We start from the raw sequence: 19,864 nt of genomic DNA, 5'->3' as shown, positions 1-19,864 counted from the left end.
ATGAGTAAAGAATTATTAGAATATAATATTTCTCCCGAAGATTTAGAAGCATTGAAAAATGCAAAATCCACTATGCACAATTTAAGTTGGGCAATGCGAAATATTAATTTAGTAGGAGACACAATAGAGTCTAAAATAAAACTAGTACCAGAAAAGTATATACATAAACTACAGCAGGCAACCGAGTCTATTTTAAAGGGTATTATTAAAGCAAATTTAAAGACAATAAATAAAAACAAGACGTTTAGTAAACCATCAAAAAAAACATATAAAGCAGTGGTTACAGGTTCTGGTTTTTTAAGTGGTTTTTTTGGGTCAGCATCAGGAATAGGTACACCAATTTTTATTTCAGAATTAACTTTAACTACAAAGTTTATTATGCGTTCTATAATGGATATTGCGCGTAGTCAAGGAGAAGACCTTTATAACGTTGAAACTCAAATAGCATGTTTAGAAGTATTCGCATTAGGTGGAGACTCTAAAAACGATGATGGTTTAGAAACAAGTTACTATGCATTGCGTACAGGTTTAAGCTCCTTTATAAATAATGCTTCTTTGTCAGGTTCTGGTGCAATTGCTAATCTTATATCTAAAATAGCAACGCGATATAGCATTACAGTTAGCGAAAAATTTATTGCGCAAGCTGTTCCTGTACTTGGTGGTATTGGTGGTGGAACTATAAATTACATTTTTATAGATCATTTTCAAAAAATGGCAACTGCACATTTTACTATAAAAAAGTTAGAGAGAAAATATGGGCAAGATATTATTCAGGAAAAATTTAAGAATATATTAATAGAAAACAAGCAAACAAAAAAGTAATGATTTCCTATTATACAAACGGATCAGGTAGTTTAAGTAAGTGCGAAGATAGTTGTACTGCTGGAGTATTTGATATATTAAAGTACTTACCAGCTGATCTTTTTTGGCAAATTTTAAAGAGTAGCTTGTTACTAGATACCTTGCCAAGTGTAGCTGGTAATATACAACATATAGAGTTTTGGCCTAAATGGTCTGTTAAAGATGTTGATGAAATTAGTAATACTAAATATATAGAACCAGATGTATTTATAAACTTTTCAGATTTTGATGTAATAATTGAGGCTAAACGTTATGACGAGAAACAACAAAACTCAAAACAACATAAAGATCAATTAGTAGCTTATTTTAATGAGTTTAAAGATAACGAGCCAAAAGAGGTTTATTACATATTGCTAGGTGGTTTACACATAGAAGACCTTAGAGAAGAAATTACTATTTACGATAAAACGGTAAAGCTTTCAAAAATAAAATGGAGTGGCTTATTAACTACAATAGCATCGCTAAAAAAAACAATAGAGAGACAAGATTTAGCACATCAAAAACCAATGTTGTTACTTCTAGAAGATGTAATAAATGTGTTGGCTATACATGGCTATCATACAAAAAAATGGTTATCTAAAATGCCTAAACAAACAATTAAACAAACGCAAATAATCAATTTTAAATACAAGACAAATGTCAGATAATCCACTATTAGATGTTAGAAAAGCGTACAGGCTATTATTTGATTATCAATCTAGAATACTAGATCTGATGAAATTTATTGGTCAGACTTATGCAATCCCATTTGTAAAAGGACACCCTAAATTTAGTGGACGAGGTAGTAATAAATTAGATAATTGGTCATGGGATTGGTTAAACATGTATTATTATGCATTCCATTTTAATGATACATCTGTAAAAGACAAAAAAATATTTTTGTCTGTTTACTTATTAAACGATTCTGGCTTTTTTGAAGCTAATTATGAAAATGCAGAAGCTAATGATAAAAAAGTGGGACATTTAGAGGTCGAGCAATTTAAAAATGTAGAAGACTCTAAAACAAAATTAATTTTTGTTGCAGGACAAAACGAGTGGAATTGGTGGGAAGAAATTAAGCACTATAGTAAAGAGTTTATATTAAATACTCATGGTCAAGCAAAAAACACTAATATGGTTTGGAAAAGCTATGATTTGGATTTGTTTTTTACTGAAGAAAACGCATTAAAACAATTAGAAGATTTTAGTAAATATTGTACTATTAAAAATATTTCAATTACTGTAGAAGATAAATAATCATGAGAAATAAATTTATAAATTCAGAAATTTGGTCATTAACTATTGGTGGCGCCTTTCAACGTGCTAATGTGTATAAGCCAAATGTATTAGAAAAGGATAAAAAAGATTTTAAATTTAAGCTTAAAGGTTATATAGATAATACTATTGTACCTGGTTATAAAAGTAGTAACATATCTGATGATGTACATATTGAAAACATTAAGAGTGTACAGCAATACACTTCTAATTTTGGCAAACTATTAACCAATGGACAATTTAATTTCGGTGTAAGCCAGAAGCTATTAAATTTATATCTAAAATATTTATGGTGTTTAAAAGTTATACCAGAACCACCACATTTTCCTGTAGATAGAGTTATTCAGCAAAAATTAAAGCTTAAACCTATTATAGCTTGGACAAAAATTGAAACTCCAGAAGACTATATGTCTATTGTAAATTTTGCAAGAACTAAAATCAATCCTAAAGATGAAAGCTATACTTCATTAGCAACTATAGAATTAAGTCTTTTTAGCAGGCGTAATGATTATTTTTAATACTTTTAAATATTAATAACCTAACCAATTATTATGAGCAATTTCGAATTTTTAAAACAAGACTTTCCTCAGCTTTATGCAGAAGCTAAAATAGCAGAGCAAATAACCTTTGCTGTGCCTAAGTTAGCTGCAGTATCTTGTCGATCATTTTTAGAACTAGGCTTAAATTGGTTGTATGATAACGATGTAGAGTTTACAAAACCTTACGATACTAAATTAGTTTCTTTATTATTTCACTACGACTTTAAAAGTAGTATAAAACCATCTTTATTCCATAATTTAGATCTTGTAAGACGTTTTGGGAATGATGGGGCTCATGGTAATCCAGTATCTCAAAAAAAGGCATTAATTGCACTTAAATCTATTTTTAGCTTTGGTGTCTATTTAGTAAAATATTATGGGGAAAATTTAATAGAAACACCTGTATTCAGAGAAGATAATTTACCTCAAGGAATTGGTATTAGTTTTAAAAACGTAAAAGCAGAAATTGATGAAAAGGTTAAAGCTTCCAAAAAACAATTAAAAGCTTTAAAAGTAGAACAAGAAAAATCGCTGGCATTACAAAAAGAAAATGAATTACTTAAACATCAATTTCAACTACAACAAGCTCAATTATTAGAACGAAAAGAAAAGCGCCAAAAAGTAGTTATTTTAGAAAAAGATATTCCACAGTTAACACCAGAACAAGAAACACGTCAATTATACATAGATGAATTATTAAAAGAAGCTGGTTGGAATAATTTGAAAGAAGGTACAGATATAGAATATCCAGTTGTCGGAATGCCTTTAACTACAAATCCTTCAGGAAAAGGTTTCGTAGATTATGTTTTATGGGGAAATAATGGTTTGCCATTAGCTGTTATAGAAGCTAAACAATCTTTACACAGTGCATCCAAAGGAAAACATCAAGCTAAACTATATGCGGATTGTTTAGAGCAAATGACAGGGCAAAGACCTGTAATATTTTACTCTAATGGATTTGACACTTACATATGGGATGATACCTTTTATACAGAGCGTTTAATTTATGGTTTTTATACCAAAGAAGAGCTAGCTTATTTAATAGAACAGCGTAAAACACGCAAAGATTTATCAACTTTTAAAGTAAATTTAGACATTGCAGGATATAAAAGACCATATCAATTAGAAGCTATAAAGCGTGTTGGTGAAGCTTTAATGGTAAAAACAGAAAAAGGCTTAGTTGGTAAAAACAGAGAGGCTTTATTGGTTATGGCTACAGGAAGTGGCAAAACAAGAACAGCAGCTGCTATTGTTGATATGTTGACTAAATGTCATTGGGCGAAACGTATTTTGTTTCTAGCAGATAGAAACGCTTTAGTGACTCAGGCTAAAAATGCATTCAAAGAGCTTCTACCTAATTTATCAGCTATAGATTTAACTAAAGAAAAAGAAGATACAGGAACTCGAGTTGTATTTTCTACCTATCCTACTATTTTAAATAAAATAGATAAAGTGAGGTCTAGTGAAGAACGTTTTTATGGTATAGGACATTTTGATGTGATTATTATTGATGAAGCGCATCGATCTGTATATCAAAAATATGGAGCTATATTTGATTATTTTGATGCTATTTTAATAGGACTAACAGCGACTCCAAAAAAAGATATTCACCATAATACATATGGGTTATTTGGAATTGAAGATGATAATCCAACTTTTGTATATGAATTAGATCAAGCAGTAAAAGATGGTCATCTAAATCCTCCAAAAGGTATTAGTGTGCCCTTAAAATTCATGCAAGAAGGGGTTAAATACAATGAATTATCAGAAAAAGATAAGGCTAAATTTGAAGAGAAATTTGGTATACCTGAACCAGAAGAGGATGATGAAGCATTAGAAAGTTTAGGTATTTCATCTAGTCAAATGAACTCTTATTTATTTAATACCAAAACAGTAGATATGGTATTAGATTATTTGTTTACAAATGGTTTAAAAGTTAATGGAGGAGATAAGCTTGGAAAAACAATAATTTTTGCAAAAAACCATAATCATGCAGAATTTATTAAAGAGCGCTTTAATAAAAATTACCCACAATTTAAAGGAAGTTTTTTAGAAGTTATAGATAACTATGCTTCTAAAGCACAAGATTTATTGGAACGCTTTTGTGATGATAAACAAGAACAAGATCCACAAATTGCAGTTTCTGTAGATATGATGGATACTGGTGTTGATGCACCTAGAGTTGTAAACTTAGTGTTTTTTAAACCTGTAAAGTCTTTTGCTAAATATTGGCAAATGATTGGTAGAGGCACACGTTTAAGACCTAATCTTTTTGGTCCAGGTAAAGATAAAACAGAATTTATAATTTTTGACTTTTGTGGTAATTTTGAATATTTCGAAGAATATCCAGAAGGAGCAAAAACAAGTATTTCTAAAAGTATATCTCATCTTATTTATGAAACTATGTTGCATATTGTACAAGTAATTAGAAATAAATCTGAGGCAACAAAAGAGCAAGATGAGTTTGCAAATGACTTAGTTAATAAGCTATATAAGAGTATAGATGCGTTAGATGAAAAACGTTTTGAAGTAAAAAAAGTATTACGTCATGTTAAGCATTTTAAAATTAAATCTAATTGGGACAGTATTTCATTAACTGATGAAACCATTTTATGTGATAACCTCTTTGGTTTGTCTAGTTATAGTGAAACAGATGATGAAGTTGCTAAGAGGTTTGATTTAATTGCTTATAAATTACAATTAGCATTATTAAATGATGCTAAATCTCAAGAAAACTTTATTTCTATTATTTATAAAGTTGGTGTACAACTTCATAAAAAAAGAAATATACCAGCAGTTTCAAATAAAATAGGAATTATTAATAAAATTAGAGATTTATCATTTTGGACAAATATTGATATTGAAACTGTTGAAGAAGTCAGAGCAGAAATAAGAGACTTAGTTAAGTTTCTTGAAAAAGAGAGTTTAGAACCAGTATATACAGATTTCACAGACGTACTAGACCACGACAAAGTAAAAGAAAAAGATATTTTAGAAGGCTATACTAAACTTCAAAGCTATAAAGATCGAGTAGAAAGTTTTATTCGTAAGAATAAGTCCCATTTAGTTATTGATAAATTACATAAAAACATACCCATTACAAGTAAAGAATTAGAACTTCTTGAACAATTTTTAATTAATGAATCCCTTGGGACAAAAGAGGCATATACTAATGAGTACGGAGAATTGCCATTAGGTAAATTTGTAAGAAGTGTTGTTGGTTTAGATTTAGCAGTAGTAAACGATTTATTTGCTGATTATATTCATAAAGAAAACTTAAATCCACAACAAATTACTTTTATACAAACCTTAATTAACTTTTTAAACGTAAATGGTACTTTAGATAAATCACTATTAATTAAACCTCCGTTTACTGAAAATCATGACGAAGGTATTTTTGGATTGTTTAAAGATGAAGGAGAGGTTAGACAGATAATATCATTAATAGATATTATTAATAATAATGCTGGTTGATTTTTAAATTATAAATAGCTCTAACTTCAAACTATGCAATTACTCCGCATAGTAAGGTCGTAATATTGCAGTATTAATCTTAAATACTGTTCTTATGACTGCATATCAAAACTTTTGGGACGCTGAGATAGAAGCACTTCTTCAGCAATTAGACGCACCACAATCTCTAGAAGAGAATATAGTGGACACATTAAACAATTCAAGAAGAACCGGAATCTTCCCTAATCAAATTATTAACGCACTTCGTATTGGTTTGTCTTTAAAAGAAGGCAATCAGAATATGGCATTTGTAGCATCTATGCAAAGTGGTAAGTCTGGCACGGTATATTTTCTGTGCAATTATGTATTACCTGCTATAGGTTTGATTAAAGAATACGAATCTATCTTATTTGTTACGAGTATGCGTGATACAGATTTATACAATCAGAATTGTCGTGTATTACAACGCGAATATTACGATTGTGTAACAGGTGACATGAAACCTTCGGTATTAAAAGTAATGAAAATGAGTGATTTCTTTAATCATCCAAACCCTCATAAAGTCGTAAACGAATTTGATGTGCAGCTAATTGTTCGTGACGAGGACCAATATGGTTCTGGTGTAGAATCTTCATTTGAGTTAGCCTTTTTTGCTGAGTTGCGTTACCGAATGCCAGATATAAAATTACTTGCAGTAAGTGCTACACCTTATGATATTTTAGACGCACAATTTACAGGAGCAACAGATGTAGATGTAATAGTTGGTGTTCGTCCACCAGAATATTATGGTATTTCTGAAATGTTAGCTGATGACATTATTGAAGACATACCAGAAGGGTTTAGACCTTTACAAGTTCAAGACGTAGAAGGAGAACCTCTATACTCAATTCACCCAAAAACCGAAGAATATGTAAATCATCTAATGACTTTTGAAAATGGCTTAGGAATAATAAGAGAATCGAATACTTCAAGAGCGATTGAGCTTAGAAGATTACTAAATGACCAGTATAAAAAGCAATGTAATATTATCGTAATCGGTTCCGATGTTGCTTGTGATTTTAGTATTAATGAAGGAATTAAGGAAATCTCTGATTTAATTCTAAAAAGAGGGCAACGTGTTGTTCTTATAATAGTTCAGGCTTTAACAGCTGGAAAAGATTTAGGTATTATTAAAGAAAAAGTACGTTTCGGTATTGAGCCAAGAGATAGACAGTTGGCAAACGGTGCGCAAGGAATTACAGGCCGTTTTTGTGGCTATCATAAGAATCGTGATTTTAAACTAATGGCTAGTAAAAGTTTATTAGAACATTATGCACAGTTTGAACAAGATTGGGAGATTTTTGCAGACGAAGACTGGCGTAACGATTTATACAATAGTAATGTTAGAGGCTTGAGTACACATACCAAATTTGTAAAAACCCAATCCGAAGGAGCCTTTACTCCTATTGAAGATATTCAAACATTAACTTATAACGATTTGTTAGGTGAAGATGGACGAGAAAGTTTGTCTTTTATTGATGATGATGCGTACCACCGTTTACTAGACTACTTCGATTCCAACTTTTATAACGTTTCTACAAAAGGAACACGTTTCAAACAAAAGGGTGTTACAGTGCGTATTGCTTCTGGTTATAACCAAGCAAGTAACCGTGTGTATCGAAATTGGAACTGTAACCTAAATGATGATTTTGGTAATATTTTCTTTAAAAAACTTCCTTACAATTATGGAATTTTAATCAGCAACTACCCTATCGACGATGTTCGTAATACTTTAGGATTTACTGGTATAAAAATTCTTAAATCAGGGAAGCAAGAATGGCGTGACCAAGAAACCAATGTGCAAAATAATTCTATGTACGGCAATGTTTCGGAAAATTAAACTTTTATATTGATTATTTTAATATCATTAATACTTGCAGAATCATATACCTTATATGATATTGTTAGTTAAAGCATCCAAGACTGATTTTTGGATTTTAGTAGAGTTTTTAGTTCGTTGATTTCTTTTTTCAATTTTTCAACATCACCTTTACTTGCAGGTAAAGTATTGGGAGCAAATATACGTTTTGCACTATTTATTGCCGTACTAGCTGCCAGAGAACCCAATGCTAAATTAGTAATAGAAGAGGCGTTTACACCATTCATTTTTCGAGCATATACATCATGTGTTGGTAAAGATTTTTCAGTCTTTTGATTTGCAGGAGCGGATAAGTTTTCTTTTTTAACTATTTCGTCTCTTTGATAATGGCCAGCTACATATTTGTAATTGTTACGTTTATAGCTGGCCATAGTTTTGCAGCTAGAGGAACAGTATAAGTGGTTACGCCTTCTGGAAGTGAATAATTCGTTACAATATTTACAGTTTTTTTGTTTTTTCATGATTTATTTGATTTAAATCAGTTAAATAAAGTTTAATTTAACCTTTTACCTTCTATAACTTCTACCGTGAAATTCTATGATATTAAACATTTCAAACAACCTATCATACACTCGAAAACCATATTTTTTACCTAAAGCTTCTAGGGTATGTGTAACTGAATTGTCCAATGTTACGTAATTAGTTGTTGCATAAGTCATCAACCCCTTTTCATGTCGTGATGTTAAAATACCACCAACAACATCATATTTTCCATAGTTACTTGCGATATTCTCGGAGTTAATGTCATCTATAAAAAGTCGTTTTCGATTGTGCTTCCTAAAAAACAATTCTTTATCAGAAGGTGTTGAACAAGTCTCGTATTGAGTCACCAAATCACTACTGCTTTCTCCTTTAAATCTAAAACAAGGATACTTCATAAAAATTTCTTCCAACACTCTAAGGTAACTAGTCTTACCCACTCCAGGGGCTCCTATTATTAATAGTCCTTTATTGAAGGAGGGATTTGAAATATCATCTCGTAAGTTATCGCACTTAAAAAAATAATCATCCTTAAGAAAATAATAAAAAAGTACTTTTAAATTATTTGTAGTTTGCTTGTCATTAATTAGCGGTGTTCCAGTTGATGACCTAAAAATTTTTAAGAATTGAAACCAAAGATCCCGTTTTGAAATTATAGTATAAGGAATTGGCTTCTTTTGTTGAAAGTTTTTACGGCTATTAACAAACATGTTTATCGTTTGACTTATTTTTTCTGTTTTACCTTCTCTAATCATAATAAACTATCTATTAGTTAATAATTTTTTTTCTAAACCTTTTTTGATATTAGACATATTTTCATTTTGCGACCACTTTGCTAAACGTTTTTCTACTTCAAAAAACTTTTCATCTTGAAATCGCATTTGTGTTTTACAGGGGGTAAGTTCACTCCAGTAACTAAAAAATCCATTTAAAATTTTATTTGAGTATTGAGAGTGTTCAAAAACTTGTTTTTTGAATTTTTCCTTACTCTCTTTAATTTTTAAGTTATTTATATTTTTTCTTTTATTCTTTTCTTTAGTTATTGTTAGTTGTTTGTTATTTGAATGTTGCTTGTTTGTTGTTAGGAGAGGAGTTTGCTTGTTAATTGTATTGTCTATAGATTGTCTTTTGTTATAGTTTAAGATGGTTATTAAGGTAAACCTGTTTGTTGGTTGACGTTTTATGTAACCACTTGAATCTAGTCTTTTTAGTGCAGTTCTTATTCGTTGTTGAGATAGCATAAGTTCAGATGACAGATGAGCAATTGAGGTTATCAGTTGTCCTCTTTTAACCTGTACCCCCTGCCACTTTTTGTCATTATAGTTAGCTTTAAGTGTCAAGTGAATAAATAAACGGAAAACTTCTGGGCTGTGGTACCACTCCCATTCTATAATATCTCTATGTAGTAAAATAAAGCCAACCATACTATTCTTGTTTAATTAGTTTGGTTAATATTTCACTATGTTTGTAATAAACACGGTTGCCTAATCTATAGCTTGGGAGTATGCCATTCTTACGCCAATTCCATAATGCTTGTTTAGAACATTTAAGTAGCTTCATGGTTTCCTCTACCGTTAGAAGCTCTTCATGTTCTATTACAGTTTTTTTTCTTTTTTTGTCTAATACTTCTATTCGACTTTCTATAGTCTTTAAAAGCTTTTTTATTAGCTCTTCTTGACTATATGGATATATATATACTTGCTTTGACTCCATAATAACTTAATTTATCTTGATGGGTCAAAGCTATATTTTTTGATTTTTAAAAATCTTTTTTTAAAGCTTTTTAGGGTATTAATAAGTATTAATACTTAGTCTAAATCTTTATGATTTGGTAATAAAAAACCATTTGCATGGAAACTTTTACCTATCTCAATATTCTTGATACTTTCAGTGTTTAAGTAGGCTTTCAATGTATGTTCTGAGCCCTGCCCAGGAATTTTAAAAGCGGTCAGTACGTCTCTAGCTAATTGAGAGTGATTAGTTTTTAGTTTTCCTTTTTGATCACCTCTTTTACTTTGAGTTGTAGGGGGTTCGATATATCCATTTTCAATTAATTTTGAAATTATAAAGCCTAATTGAGCTGAGCCAGCTAACCATTTTAATGGAGCGTCTTTAATTTCTTTATTTACATCAAGTAATTTCTCTAAAAAGGAATTTAAAATGTCAATTCTTTTCAAAAGTTCAGCTTTGTTTTTTCTAACACCTGCTGAATGATAAAAGAAAGGTATATCATATTTATAACACTTTATTTTACCCTCTGTTTCTACAAAGTCATCTTCTAATTTAATTTGACCATAATAACCCTGATGCCCAAATAACTCTTGAGCATTAGCAATAATATCTTTAGATATAGTTAGAACCTTAAATTCTATTACATTTAAAAAATTATCAGGATCTTTACAATTGTCGTAGTGAAACTCAAGGAACTCTCTTACATTTAATATATCTATATCAAATAATAAATTGCTTATAAATTGTTTTAAATAAAAATCATCTACAAGCTTAGGTTTGTAATAATCATAGTTATCTAACTCAAATTTATTTTTGTCTTTTTTTTCATGCTCTTTTAGCTCTTTAAAAAAAACTTTATTAACGACGAATACTTCATTATAATTCATATTGTCATATTTTAATTATTGAAAAAAGGTGAATCTGCAATTTTTACTGCTCGTTCTTGAGGTGTAACTTTTATATAATTATAAAATTCTTTTTCAGTTACATGTCCACTTAAGGCCATTATGTCTATTACTGGCATTTTAGACAAGTATGCATTTGTGCAAAAAGAACGTCTAGCAGTATGTGTGCCTACTAAATCATATTTTGGCACTGATTTTTCTATTATTTTACCTCCTAATGTGATTTTCGTTGTAATTTCTTCTTTGATTTTTGCCTTTTGACAAACCTTCTTGATGAATTTATTTATTTTTTGATCTGACATTTTTTCTGGTAATCCTCCTGCGTAACTATTATTCATTATGGCTTTTATTTTTTTATGAATTGGAATATAAACTGTTTTCTTTGTTTTTTTTTGATGAATTTCAAAAACTTCTTTACCGTTAAAAGTTTTAATGTTTTTATTAGTCAGACCGTTATAGTCAGATACTCTTTGTCCAGTGTAATAACCAATAATAAATATATCTCTAGCTCTTTCCCAGTTAGGTGTATTAGAGAGGTCTAAATTATAAATAGTATCTATTTCGTTTTTAGATAAATAAATTGAAGTTGTTTTTTCTGAAATTCGTTTAAAATCTCTGTGCTTATATTTTAAGTTTTTGTTTACACCGTCTTCAGTAGCTCTATTTAATAAAGCAATTATATTTTTTATGTGTTTACCAATGGTATTAGTGGAGTAGTTATCTTCCTCCAAGAAATCTATAAAAGAATGATAAAATTCAATATCAAATTTTTCAAAGTTCAGATTAAAACTAGTTGAGGTATTAAATTTATTTAACTTATTAATGGTCTGTTTATAAGACCTTATTGTTACATCTGATAGTTTTGTGATTTTTGCTGTGTTATTAGATTTGTGAGAATTGATAAAATTCTCTGCATATTTAAAAAAATTAATACTTGTGGTATTATCTGATTTTTCTCTTCCTATGACGTTGTCATATATAGTTTTTAAAACAGCTTTTTTTTGTTGATCTGATTTACTCAGCCTTGAAACAGCTTTTAAAAAGTCAGATTTTATTTCTAGCAATTTGTTATTTACCTCTTCCCTGTTTTTTATTGTAGAAACTGCGCGAATTCTTTGATTACTATGATCCCAGTTTTTAGGTATGGTTTTAAATCCTGTTGAGTATTTTATTCTATTACCGCGACCAAAACTGTAATCAAAGATTATTGGAGATTCTTTTTTTGATTTTGAATCTTTAAGTCTAAAGGTTATAGTGCCGGTTGTTGAATTAACAATGTTTGTTTTATTTTGTGACAACATAAGGGACAACATTTGATTTAATTATTGTTATTTCAAATGTACTTAATTTATTTTAAAATCTATAGATTGTAATAATAACAAACAATATGTGTAAGTTTAAGTTCAAATGGAATCAAATGAAGTAAAGTTGTATATGGTTCAGGTGGGACCACCTTTAAAACCGATTCATTCATTTGAATCGGTTTTTTTGTTCTATTTAGCTTCCTAATAAATTTATTTTCAATTAAAAAATAGCTTTGGGTATCATAAGAAAATACACCTAAAACACTGTTAATCAGTATTTTAATATGTATTTCAACTCTATGACTTTAATCTCATTTTCTTCTTCTACTTAACAAGAAAAGGTCAAACCTTTAATTTAGTTTTTTTAAAAAAGAAGAAGACCATAAATGAGTCCATTAAACAAACACAGTCGCAGACTAACACAAGACCAATCCCAACCAGCATCACAAGCCATGCTTTATGCAGTAGGCTTAACAGATGAAGATATGCAGAAAGCTCAAGTAGGTATTGCAAGTACAGGATACGATGGCAACCCTTGTAACATGCATTTAAATGGATTGGCTGGCGAAGTTAAAATAGAATGTAAAATAGCAGGTTTAGTAGGTTTAGGGTTTAATACTATTGGTGTTTCCGACGGAATTTCTATGGGTACTTCTGGTATGAATTATTCTCTAGCATCTAGAGATATTATTGCAGATTCTATCGAAACGGTTATGAATGCACAAAGTTATGATGCCTTAATTTCTGTTGTTGGATGTGATAAGAATATGCCAGGAGCTGTTATAGCCATGTTGCGATTAAATCGTCCATCAATTATGATGTATGGCGGAACCATTGCATCAGGAAATTACAAAGGAAAAAAACTAAATATCGTTTCTGCTTTTGAAGCTTTAGGACAAAAAGTTGCTGGAGAAATAGACGAAGCAGAATACAGAGAAATTATTAAAAGAGCTATTCCAGGAGCTGGTGCTTGTGGTGGTATGTACACTGCAAACACGATGGCTTCCGCTATAGAATGTATGGGTTTTGCGCTGCCTTATAATTCGTCTATTCCTGCAGAAAACCCAAATAAATTATCGGAAGCAGAACGAACAGCTATAGCTATTAAAAACTTACTAGAACTAGACTTAAAGCCTTTAGATATTATTTCTAAAAAATCTTTAGAAAACGCTATTGCTATAGTTAATGCTTTAGGTGGTTCCACTAATGCTGTATTACACTTTTTAGCAATTGCGCATGCTGCAGATATCGATTTTACTTTAGAAGATTTTCAACGCGTAAGTGACAGAACACCATTAATTGCCGATTTAAAGCCTTCTGGTAAATATTTAATGGAAGATGTTCACGGAGTTGGTGGTACACCAGCAATCATGAAATACTTACTAGATAATGGCTATTTGCATGGTGACTGCTTAACAGTTACAGGAAAAACTTTAGCAGAAAACTTAGCAGATGTTAAGCCAATGGAATTTGAAGACCAAGATGTCATTTACCCAAAGGATAAAGCTTTAAAAACCTCTGGAAATATTCAAATTATCTATGGAAACTTAGCAACAGAAGGTGCAGTAGCAAAAATATCAGGAAATGAAGGGTTACTGTTTGAAGGAAAAGCAGTGGTTTACGATGGTGAGCAAGCAGCAAACACAGGGATATCTAATGGAGAAGTTGAAAAAGGAGATGTCGTCGTCATTAGATATGTTGGTCCAAAAGGTGGTCCAGGCATGCCAGAAATGCTAAAGCCAACCTCATTAATTATGGGAGCAGGTTTAGGTAAATCTGTAGCATTAATAACAGACGGTCGTTTTTCAGGCGGAACTCACGGATTTGTAGTGGGTCACATCACACCAGAAGCACAATCAGGCGGAACCATAGCTTTAATTAAAACAGGCGATAAAATTAGAATCAGCGCAGAGGACAACTCCATTAACGTTTTACTTTCTGAACAAGAACTAGCAGAACGACAAGCAAAATGGCAAGCACCTCCATTAAAACATAACAAAGGAATTTTATACAAATACGCAAAATCTGTAGCATCAGCATCTAAAGGATGTGTTACTGATTTATAGATAATAAAACAAACATATATGGAAGCAGAAACCATAAAAAACACACAAAAATCTTCACAACAAACAGAACGTATTTCTGGTAGTGAAGCCATCATAAAATGCTTATTAGCAGAAGGTGTTGATATCCTTTATGGATATCCAGGAGGAGCTATTATGCCAGTTTATGACGAATTATATAAGTACCAAGATAAAATTCATCATGTGTTAACACGTCATGAGCAAGGTGCCACACATTCTGCACAAGGCTATGCTCGTATTTCGGGTAAAGTTGGAGTTTGCATTGCAACCTCAGGACCAGGAGCTACAAACTTAATTACAGGTATTGCAGATGCGCAAATAGATAGTACGCCAATGGTGTGTATTACTGGTCAAGTAGCTTCGCATTTATTAGGTAGTGATGCCTTTCAGGAAACAGATATTGTTGGTATTTCTACGCCAGTTACCAAATGGAATTGTCAAATTACAAAAGCTTCAGAAATCCCAGAAGTGTTCGCTAAAGCATTTTACATTGCTAAAAGTGGTCGTCCAGGACCGGTTTTAATAGATATTACTAAAGATGCTCAGTTTGAAGAGTTCGATTTTAAATACAAAAAATGTAATGGAATCAGAAGTTATATTCCTGTTCCAAAATTAAATAATGCATCAGTCGAAGCTGCTGCAACATTGATTAATGAAGCCAAAAAACCAATGATAGTTTGGGGACAAGGGGTATCATTAGGTGAAGCTGAAGCAGAATTTAAAGCAGTTGTAGAAAAAGCAGGAATCCCTTCTGCTTGGACTATCCTGGGTGCAGGAGCCATTCCAACGTCTCATCCCTTAAACATTGGTATGGTTGGTATGCATGGTAATTATGCACCAAATGTGTTAACTAACGAGTGTGATGTATTAATTGCAATAGGTATGCGATTTGACGATCGTGTAACTGGTAACCTAGCTACCTATGCTAAACAAGCAAAGATTATTCATTTTGAAATTGATCCTGCAGAAGTAGATAAAAATGTAAAAACAGATGTAGCTGTTTTAGGAGATGCCAAAGAAAGTTTAGCTGCTTTACTACCACTTTTACAAGAAAAAACATATCCAGAATGGCATCAAAAATTTAAAGATTTGTATGCTACTGAGTTTGAAAAAGTCATCAAAAACGATTTACATCCTACTAAAGAAGGCTTAACTATGGGTGAAGTTTTAAAAGAAATTAATAGCCAAACCAAAGGTGATGCTGCTATTGTTTCAGATGTAGGTCAACATCAAATGATAGCTTGTCGTTACGCTAACTTTAATAAAACTAGAAGTAATATTACCTCAGGAGGTTTAGGGACAATGGGATTTGGTCTTCCCGCAGCAATTGGAGCTAAAATGGCTGCTCCAGAGCGTGAAGTGATTTCTATTTCTGGAGATGGTGGTTACCAAATGACAATTCAAGAATTAGGTACCATTTTTCAGCAAAAAGCAGGAGTAAAAATTGTGGTTTTAAACAACGAGTTTTTAGGTATGGTTAGACAGTGGCAACAACTGTTTTTTGATAAACGTTATGCCTCGACAGAAATGGTCAATCCAGATTTTGTTGCTATTGCAAAAGGCTATTCCATTGATGCTCAAAAAGTAACCAAACGCGAAGAACTTAAAGAGGCTGTCGCTAAAATGATTAACACAGATGGACCTTATTTTTTAGAAGTTTGTGTAGAAAAAGAAGATAATGTTTTCCCAATGGTACCTTCTGGTGCGTCAGTTTCAGACATAAGATTAGAATAATATGGAAGCAGAAAAAAACTTATATACCGTTTCGGTTTACACCGAAAATAATATTGGATTATTAAACCGTATTTCGGCAATTTTCCAACGAAGACATATCAATATTGAAAGTTTAAATACTTCAGCTTCAGAAATTGAAGGGGTTTCAAAATTTACCATTGTAGTTGAAATTACTGAAGACCAAATGAAAAAAATTATTGGTCAAATAGAAAAGCAAGTCGAAGTTATTAAAGCCTATTTTCATAAAGACGAAGACACGATTTATCAAGAGTCTTGTCTGTTTAAAATTAAATCGGATTTGTTATTTGACGAACGTCAAATTCAGAATATAATAAAAGAAAGTAACGCAAGAATTGTAACAGTTAATAAAGACTTTTTTGTGTTAGAAAAATCTGGAAGACGCGAAGAAGTAGAATTATTACACAGAGAATTAAGCGTATTTGGAATCCTGCAATTTACCAGATCTGGTCGTATTGCAGTGACTAAAGACGCAATGGAAATATCAAAAATGCTTTTAGCATTCAACAATTAAAAAACAAGAAAATGTCAAATTACTTTAACACATTATCATTAAGAAACCAATTAGAACAATTAGGAAAATGTCGATTTATGGATGCTTCAGAATTTGAAGATGGTGTAAATGCATTAAAAGAAAAAAAAATAGTAATTGTAGGTTGTGGTGCACAAGGTTTAAACCAAGGTTTAAATATGAGAGATTCTGGTTTAGATATTTCTTATGCATTACGTCAAGTTGCAATTGATGAGCAACGCGAGTCTTATAAAAATGCAACAAGCAACGGGTTTACTGTTGGGACTTACCAAGAGTTAATTCCTACAGCAGATTTGGTATTAAACTTAACACCAGATAAACAACACACCAATGTGGTAAAAGCAGTGATGCCTTTAATGAAAAAAGGCGCAACACTAAGTTATTCTCACGGATTTAACATCGTGGAGGAAGGTACACAAATCCGTAAAGATTTAACCGTTATTATGGTGGCTCCAAAATGTCCTGGAACAGAAGTACGTGAAGAATATAAACGTGGTTTTGGTGTACCAACATTAATTGCTGTACATCCAGAAAACGATCCAGAAAATAAAGGTTGGGCGCAAGCTAAAGCGTATGCTGCAGCAACAGGTGGTCACAGAGCAGGTGTTTTAGAATCGTCTTTTATTGCTGAGGTAAAATCCGATTTAATGGGTGAGCAAACCATTTTATGTGGTTTGTTACAAACTGGTGCTATTTTATCTTTCGATAAAATGGTTGCAGAAGGTATTGAACCTGGATATGCTGGAAAGTTAATCCAGTTTGGTTGGGAAACCATTACAGAAGCCTTGAAGCATGGCGGAATAACTAATATGATGGATCGTTTATCAAATCCAGCAAAAATAAAAGCATACCAATTATCTGAAGAATTAAAAGATATTATGCGTCCGTTATTTGAAAAGCATATGGATGATATCATTTCGGGTCACTTTTCTAAAACCATGATGGAAGATTGGGCTAATGACGATGTAAACTTGTTGAAATGGAGAGCGGCAACTGGCGAAACTGCTTTTGAAAAAACAGCATTAACAACAGATCATATTTCTGAACAGGAATATTTTGATCATGGTACCTTGTTAGTAGCTTTTGTAAAATCTGGAGTAGAATTAGCTTATGAAACTATGGTAAGTGCAGGAATAATTGAAGATTCAGCATATTACGAGTCGCTTCATGAGCTACCATTAATTGCAAATACCATTGCAAGAAAAAAATTATTTGAAATGAACAGAGTTATCTCTGATACTGCAGAATATGGTTGTTACCTATTTGATCATGCTTGCAAACCATTACTAACTGACTTTATGAAAACGGTGAAAACAGATATTATTGGTAAACCTTATTCAAAGACGAATGGAGTAGATAATGTAGAGTTAATTGCAGTAAACGATGCGATTAGAAATCACCCAATTGAAGCAGTAGGAAAACGATTAAGAGCAGCAATGACTGCCATGAAAATTATAAAATCTGATGTAAAAACTGAAGATTCAGTGTTAGCGTAATTTTAATTGATGTCACCTAGAGCGCAGTCGAGAGGTTATATAGGTCTCGACTGCGCTCGACCAGACAGATAGAATTAAAAAAGATTCCCATTTTATTGGGAACTGAATATGGAAGAAACCAAAACCACATACAGACCAACTTTAGAAGCTATAGAAGCTGCAGCAGAAAAGTTAAAAGGAATTGCATCTGTGACTCCTTTGACTAAAAACGCAAGGTATTCTAAGCAGTTTCAAGCCAATATTTATTTTAAAAGAGAAGATTTACAAGAAGTACGCTCTTATAAAATTCGTGGTGCTTATAATAAAATTTCATCGCTAAATGCGACGCAAATTGAAAACGAAATTGTATGTGCGAGTGCAGGAAATCATGCACAAGGATTTGCATTGTCTTGTAAATTATTAAAAATAAAAGGCACTATTTTTATGCCTTCACCAACACCAAATCAAAAAATTGAACAAGTAAAAATGTTTGGTGAAGATTATATAGACGTCGTTTTGGTTGGCGACTCATTTGATGATGCGTATCATGCAGCAATGGAAGCTTGCGAGCGTTTAAATAAAACGTTCATTCATCCTTTTAACGACCAAAAAGTTATTGAAGGTCAAGCCACAGTTGGTTTAGAAATTATTGATCAATTACAAGAGCATCCTATTCATTATGTGTTTGTACCTGTTGGTGGAGGTGGATTAGCTGCAGGATTATCTTCTGTGTTTAAACTATTATCACCTCAAACAAAAATTATAAGTGTAGAGCCTAAAGGCGCTCCTGCGATGTTAAATTCTATTAGAAATAATAAGAATATAACCTTAAAATCTATTGACAATTTTGTAGATGGTGCAGCAGTAAAGCGTGTTGGCGATTTAAATTTTGCCATTTGTAAAGAAACGTTACATCGAGTAGTTACTGTAGATGAAGGTAAAATTTGCCAAACCATTTTAGATTTATATAATAAAGATGCCATTATTGTAGAGCCAGCTGGCGCTTTAAGTCTTTGTGCATTAGATCTGTTTTCTGAAGAAATAAAAGGTAAAAATGTTGTTTGTGTGATTAGTGGAAGTAATAACGACATTACACGTACTGCCGAAATTAAAGAACGCGCACTACTATATTCTAATTTAAAACATTATTTCATTGTAAAATTCCCGCAACGTGCTGGAGCTTTAAGAGATTTTGTTGTAGATATTTTAGGTCCAACCGATGATATCACACATTTTGAATATACAAAAAAAGCAAATCGAGAAAATGATGTAGCTGTGGTTGGTTTAGAATTAAAATCTCCAGACGATTTAGAGCCATTAATTACCAAAATGAAACTTCATAATTTTTATGGAGATTATTTAAATGACAAAACAGATTTGTTTCAATTTTTAGTGTGATTTTGATAGTTTTTATTCAAAATTCTATTAAATCCGTAAAAATTGACGAAAAACTAATAAAAAACGATTGTTGTATTAATTTTAATTTTACGTTTGTACCATGATTACATCTTTAAATAAAAACGAAAGACCCACAAGTTTGCCAACACGCAGACGACGTCGCTAATGCACATCCTTC

At 31.6% G+C, this 19,864-nt stretch carries 17 protein-coding genes; 11 read left to right on the top strand and 6 right to left on the bottom strand.

The window, feature by feature from the left end:
• The 6 genes from LY08_RS00460 to LY08_RS00435 all read left to right on the top strand — a co-directional run bounded on the left by LY08_RS00460 (window position 1) and on the right by LY08_RS00435 (window position 7,986).
• Window positions 1–822 carry an EcsC family protein gene (locus LY08_RS00460; RefSeq protein WP_111658468.1) on the top strand — a complete coding sequence of 274 codons (822 nt, stop codon included), beginning with the start codon at window positions 1–3 and terminating at the stop codon, window positions 820–822.
• Window positions 822–1,508 (top strand): hypothetical protein, encoded by a 687-nt coding sequence (locus tag LY08_RS00455; protein ID WP_111658467.1) that lies wholly within the window; start codon window positions 822–824, stop codon window positions 1,506–1,508. The genes LY08_RS00460 and LY08_RS00455 overlap by 1 nt, the downstream gene beginning before the upstream one ends.
• The gene (locus tag LY08_RS00450) at window positions 1,498–2,097 is read left to right on the top strand and encodes a hypothetical protein (RefSeq protein ID WP_111658466.1); all 600 of its coding nucleotides are present in this window, start codon (window positions 1,498–1,500) and stop codon (window positions 2,095–2,097) included. Before LY08_RS00455 ends, LY08_RS00450 begins: the two co-directional genes overlap by 11 nt.
• A gap of 2 nt (window positions 2,098–2,099) precedes the next feature.
• Entirely contained in the window at window positions 2,100–2,633 is a 534-nt protein-coding gene (locus LY08_RS00445; RefSeq protein ID WP_111658465.1) for a hypothetical protein, read from the top strand.
• Between the two features lie 33 nt (window positions 2,634–2,666).
• Window positions 2,667–6,128 (top strand): DEAD/DEAH box helicase family protein, encoded by a 3,462-nt coding sequence (locus LY08_RS00440; protein WP_245907528.1) that lies wholly within the window; start codon window positions 2,667–2,669, stop codon window positions 6,126–6,128.
• Window positions 6,129–6,222: 94 nt separating this feature from the next.
• Entirely contained in the window at window positions 6,223–7,986 is a 1,764-nt protein-coding gene (locus tag LY08_RS00435; protein ID WP_111658463.1) for a hypothetical protein, read from the top strand.
• A gap of 68 nt (window positions 7,987–8,054) precedes the next feature.
• On the opposite strand, the gene LY08_RS00430 is transcribed toward LY08_RS00435, so the two are convergent.
• From LY08_RS00430 to LY08_RS00405, 6 genes are all read right to left on the bottom strand, one after another.
• Window positions 8,055–8,396, bottom strand: coding sequence for a hypothetical protein (locus LY08_RS00430; RefSeq protein ID WP_111658462.1), 342 nt, complete (start codon window positions 8,394–8,396; stop codon window positions 8,055–8,057).
• Between the two features lie 135 nt (window positions 8,397–8,531).
• On the bottom strand, window positions 8,532–9,260 hold the full coding sequence (locus tag LY08_RS00425) for a P-loop NTPase family protein (protein ID WP_111658461.1): 729 nt from the start codon (window positions 9,258–9,260) through the stop codon (window positions 8,532–8,534).
• A gap of 6 nt (window positions 9,261–9,266) precedes the next feature.
• A complete protein-coding gene (locus LY08_RS00420) occupies window positions 9,267–9,929 on the bottom strand; it encodes a hypothetical protein (protein ID WP_111658460.1) in 663 nt (220 codons plus the stop codon).
• 1 nt (window position 9,930) lies between these two features.
• Entirely contained in the window at window positions 9,931–10,218 is a 288-nt protein-coding gene (locus tag LY08_RS00415) for a helix-turn-helix domain-containing protein (protein ID WP_111658459.1), read from the bottom strand.
• Between the two features lie 95 nt (window positions 10,219–10,313).
• A complete protein-coding gene (locus LY08_RS00410) occupies window positions 10,314–11,123 on the bottom strand; it encodes a hypothetical protein (protein WP_111658458.1) in 810 nt (269 codons plus the stop codon).
• 11 nt (window positions 11,124–11,134) lie between these two features.
• Window positions 11,135–12,442, bottom strand: a complete 1,308-nt coding sequence (locus tag LY08_RS00405) for a tyrosine-type recombinase/integrase (protein WP_158526718.1) — start codon at window positions 12,440–12,442, stop codon at window positions 11,135–11,137.
• A gap of 389 nt (window positions 12,443–12,831) precedes the next feature.
• On the opposite strand from LY08_RS00405, the gene ilvD reads away from it, so the two are divergent.
• The 5 genes from ilvD to ilvA all read left to right on the top strand — a co-directional run bounded on the left by ilvD (window position 12,832) and on the right by ilvA (window position 19,686).
• The gene (gene ilvD, locus LY08_RS00400) at window positions 12,832–14,511 is read left to right on the top strand and encodes a dihydroxy-acid dehydratase (RefSeq protein WP_111658456.1); all 1,680 of its coding nucleotides are present in this window, start codon (window positions 12,832–12,834) and stop codon (window positions 14,509–14,511) included.
• A gap of 18 nt (window positions 14,512–14,529) precedes the next feature.
• On the top strand, window positions 14,530–16,263 hold the full coding sequence (ilvB, locus tag LY08_RS00395) for a biosynthetic-type acetolactate synthase large subunit (RefSeq protein ID WP_111658455.1): 1,734 nt from the start codon (window positions 14,530–14,532) through the stop codon (window positions 16,261–16,263).
• A 1-nt stretch (window position 16,264) separates the two neighbouring features.
• Window positions 16,265–16,795, top strand: coding sequence for an acetolactate synthase small subunit (ilvN, locus tag LY08_RS00390; RefSeq protein ID WP_111658454.1), 531 nt, complete (start codon window positions 16,265–16,267; stop codon window positions 16,793–16,795).
• 11 nt (window positions 16,796–16,806) lie between these two features.
• On the top strand, window positions 16,807–18,309 hold the full coding sequence (gene ilvC, locus LY08_RS00385; protein WP_111658453.1) for a ketol-acid reductoisomerase: 1,503 nt from the start codon (window positions 16,807–16,809) through the stop codon (window positions 18,307–18,309).
• Window positions 18,310–18,417: 108 nt separating this feature from the next.
• Window positions 18,418–19,686 carry a threonine ammonia-lyase gene (gene ilvA, locus LY08_RS00380; protein ID WP_111658452.1) on the top strand — a complete coding sequence of 423 codons (1,269 nt, stop codon included), beginning with the start codon at window positions 18,418–18,420 and terminating at the stop codon, window positions 19,684–19,686.
• Window positions 19,687–19,864: the final 178 nt, after the last annotated feature.

It is taken from the genome of Olleya aquimaris, from assembly GCF_003259525.1.
Lineage (GTDB): Bacteria > Bacteroidota > Bacteroidia > Flavobacteriales > Flavobacteriaceae > Olleya > Olleya aquimaris.
Note: the sequence above shows the minus strand (reverse complement) of the source record. Positions and strands in the feature narration are given on the sequence as shown.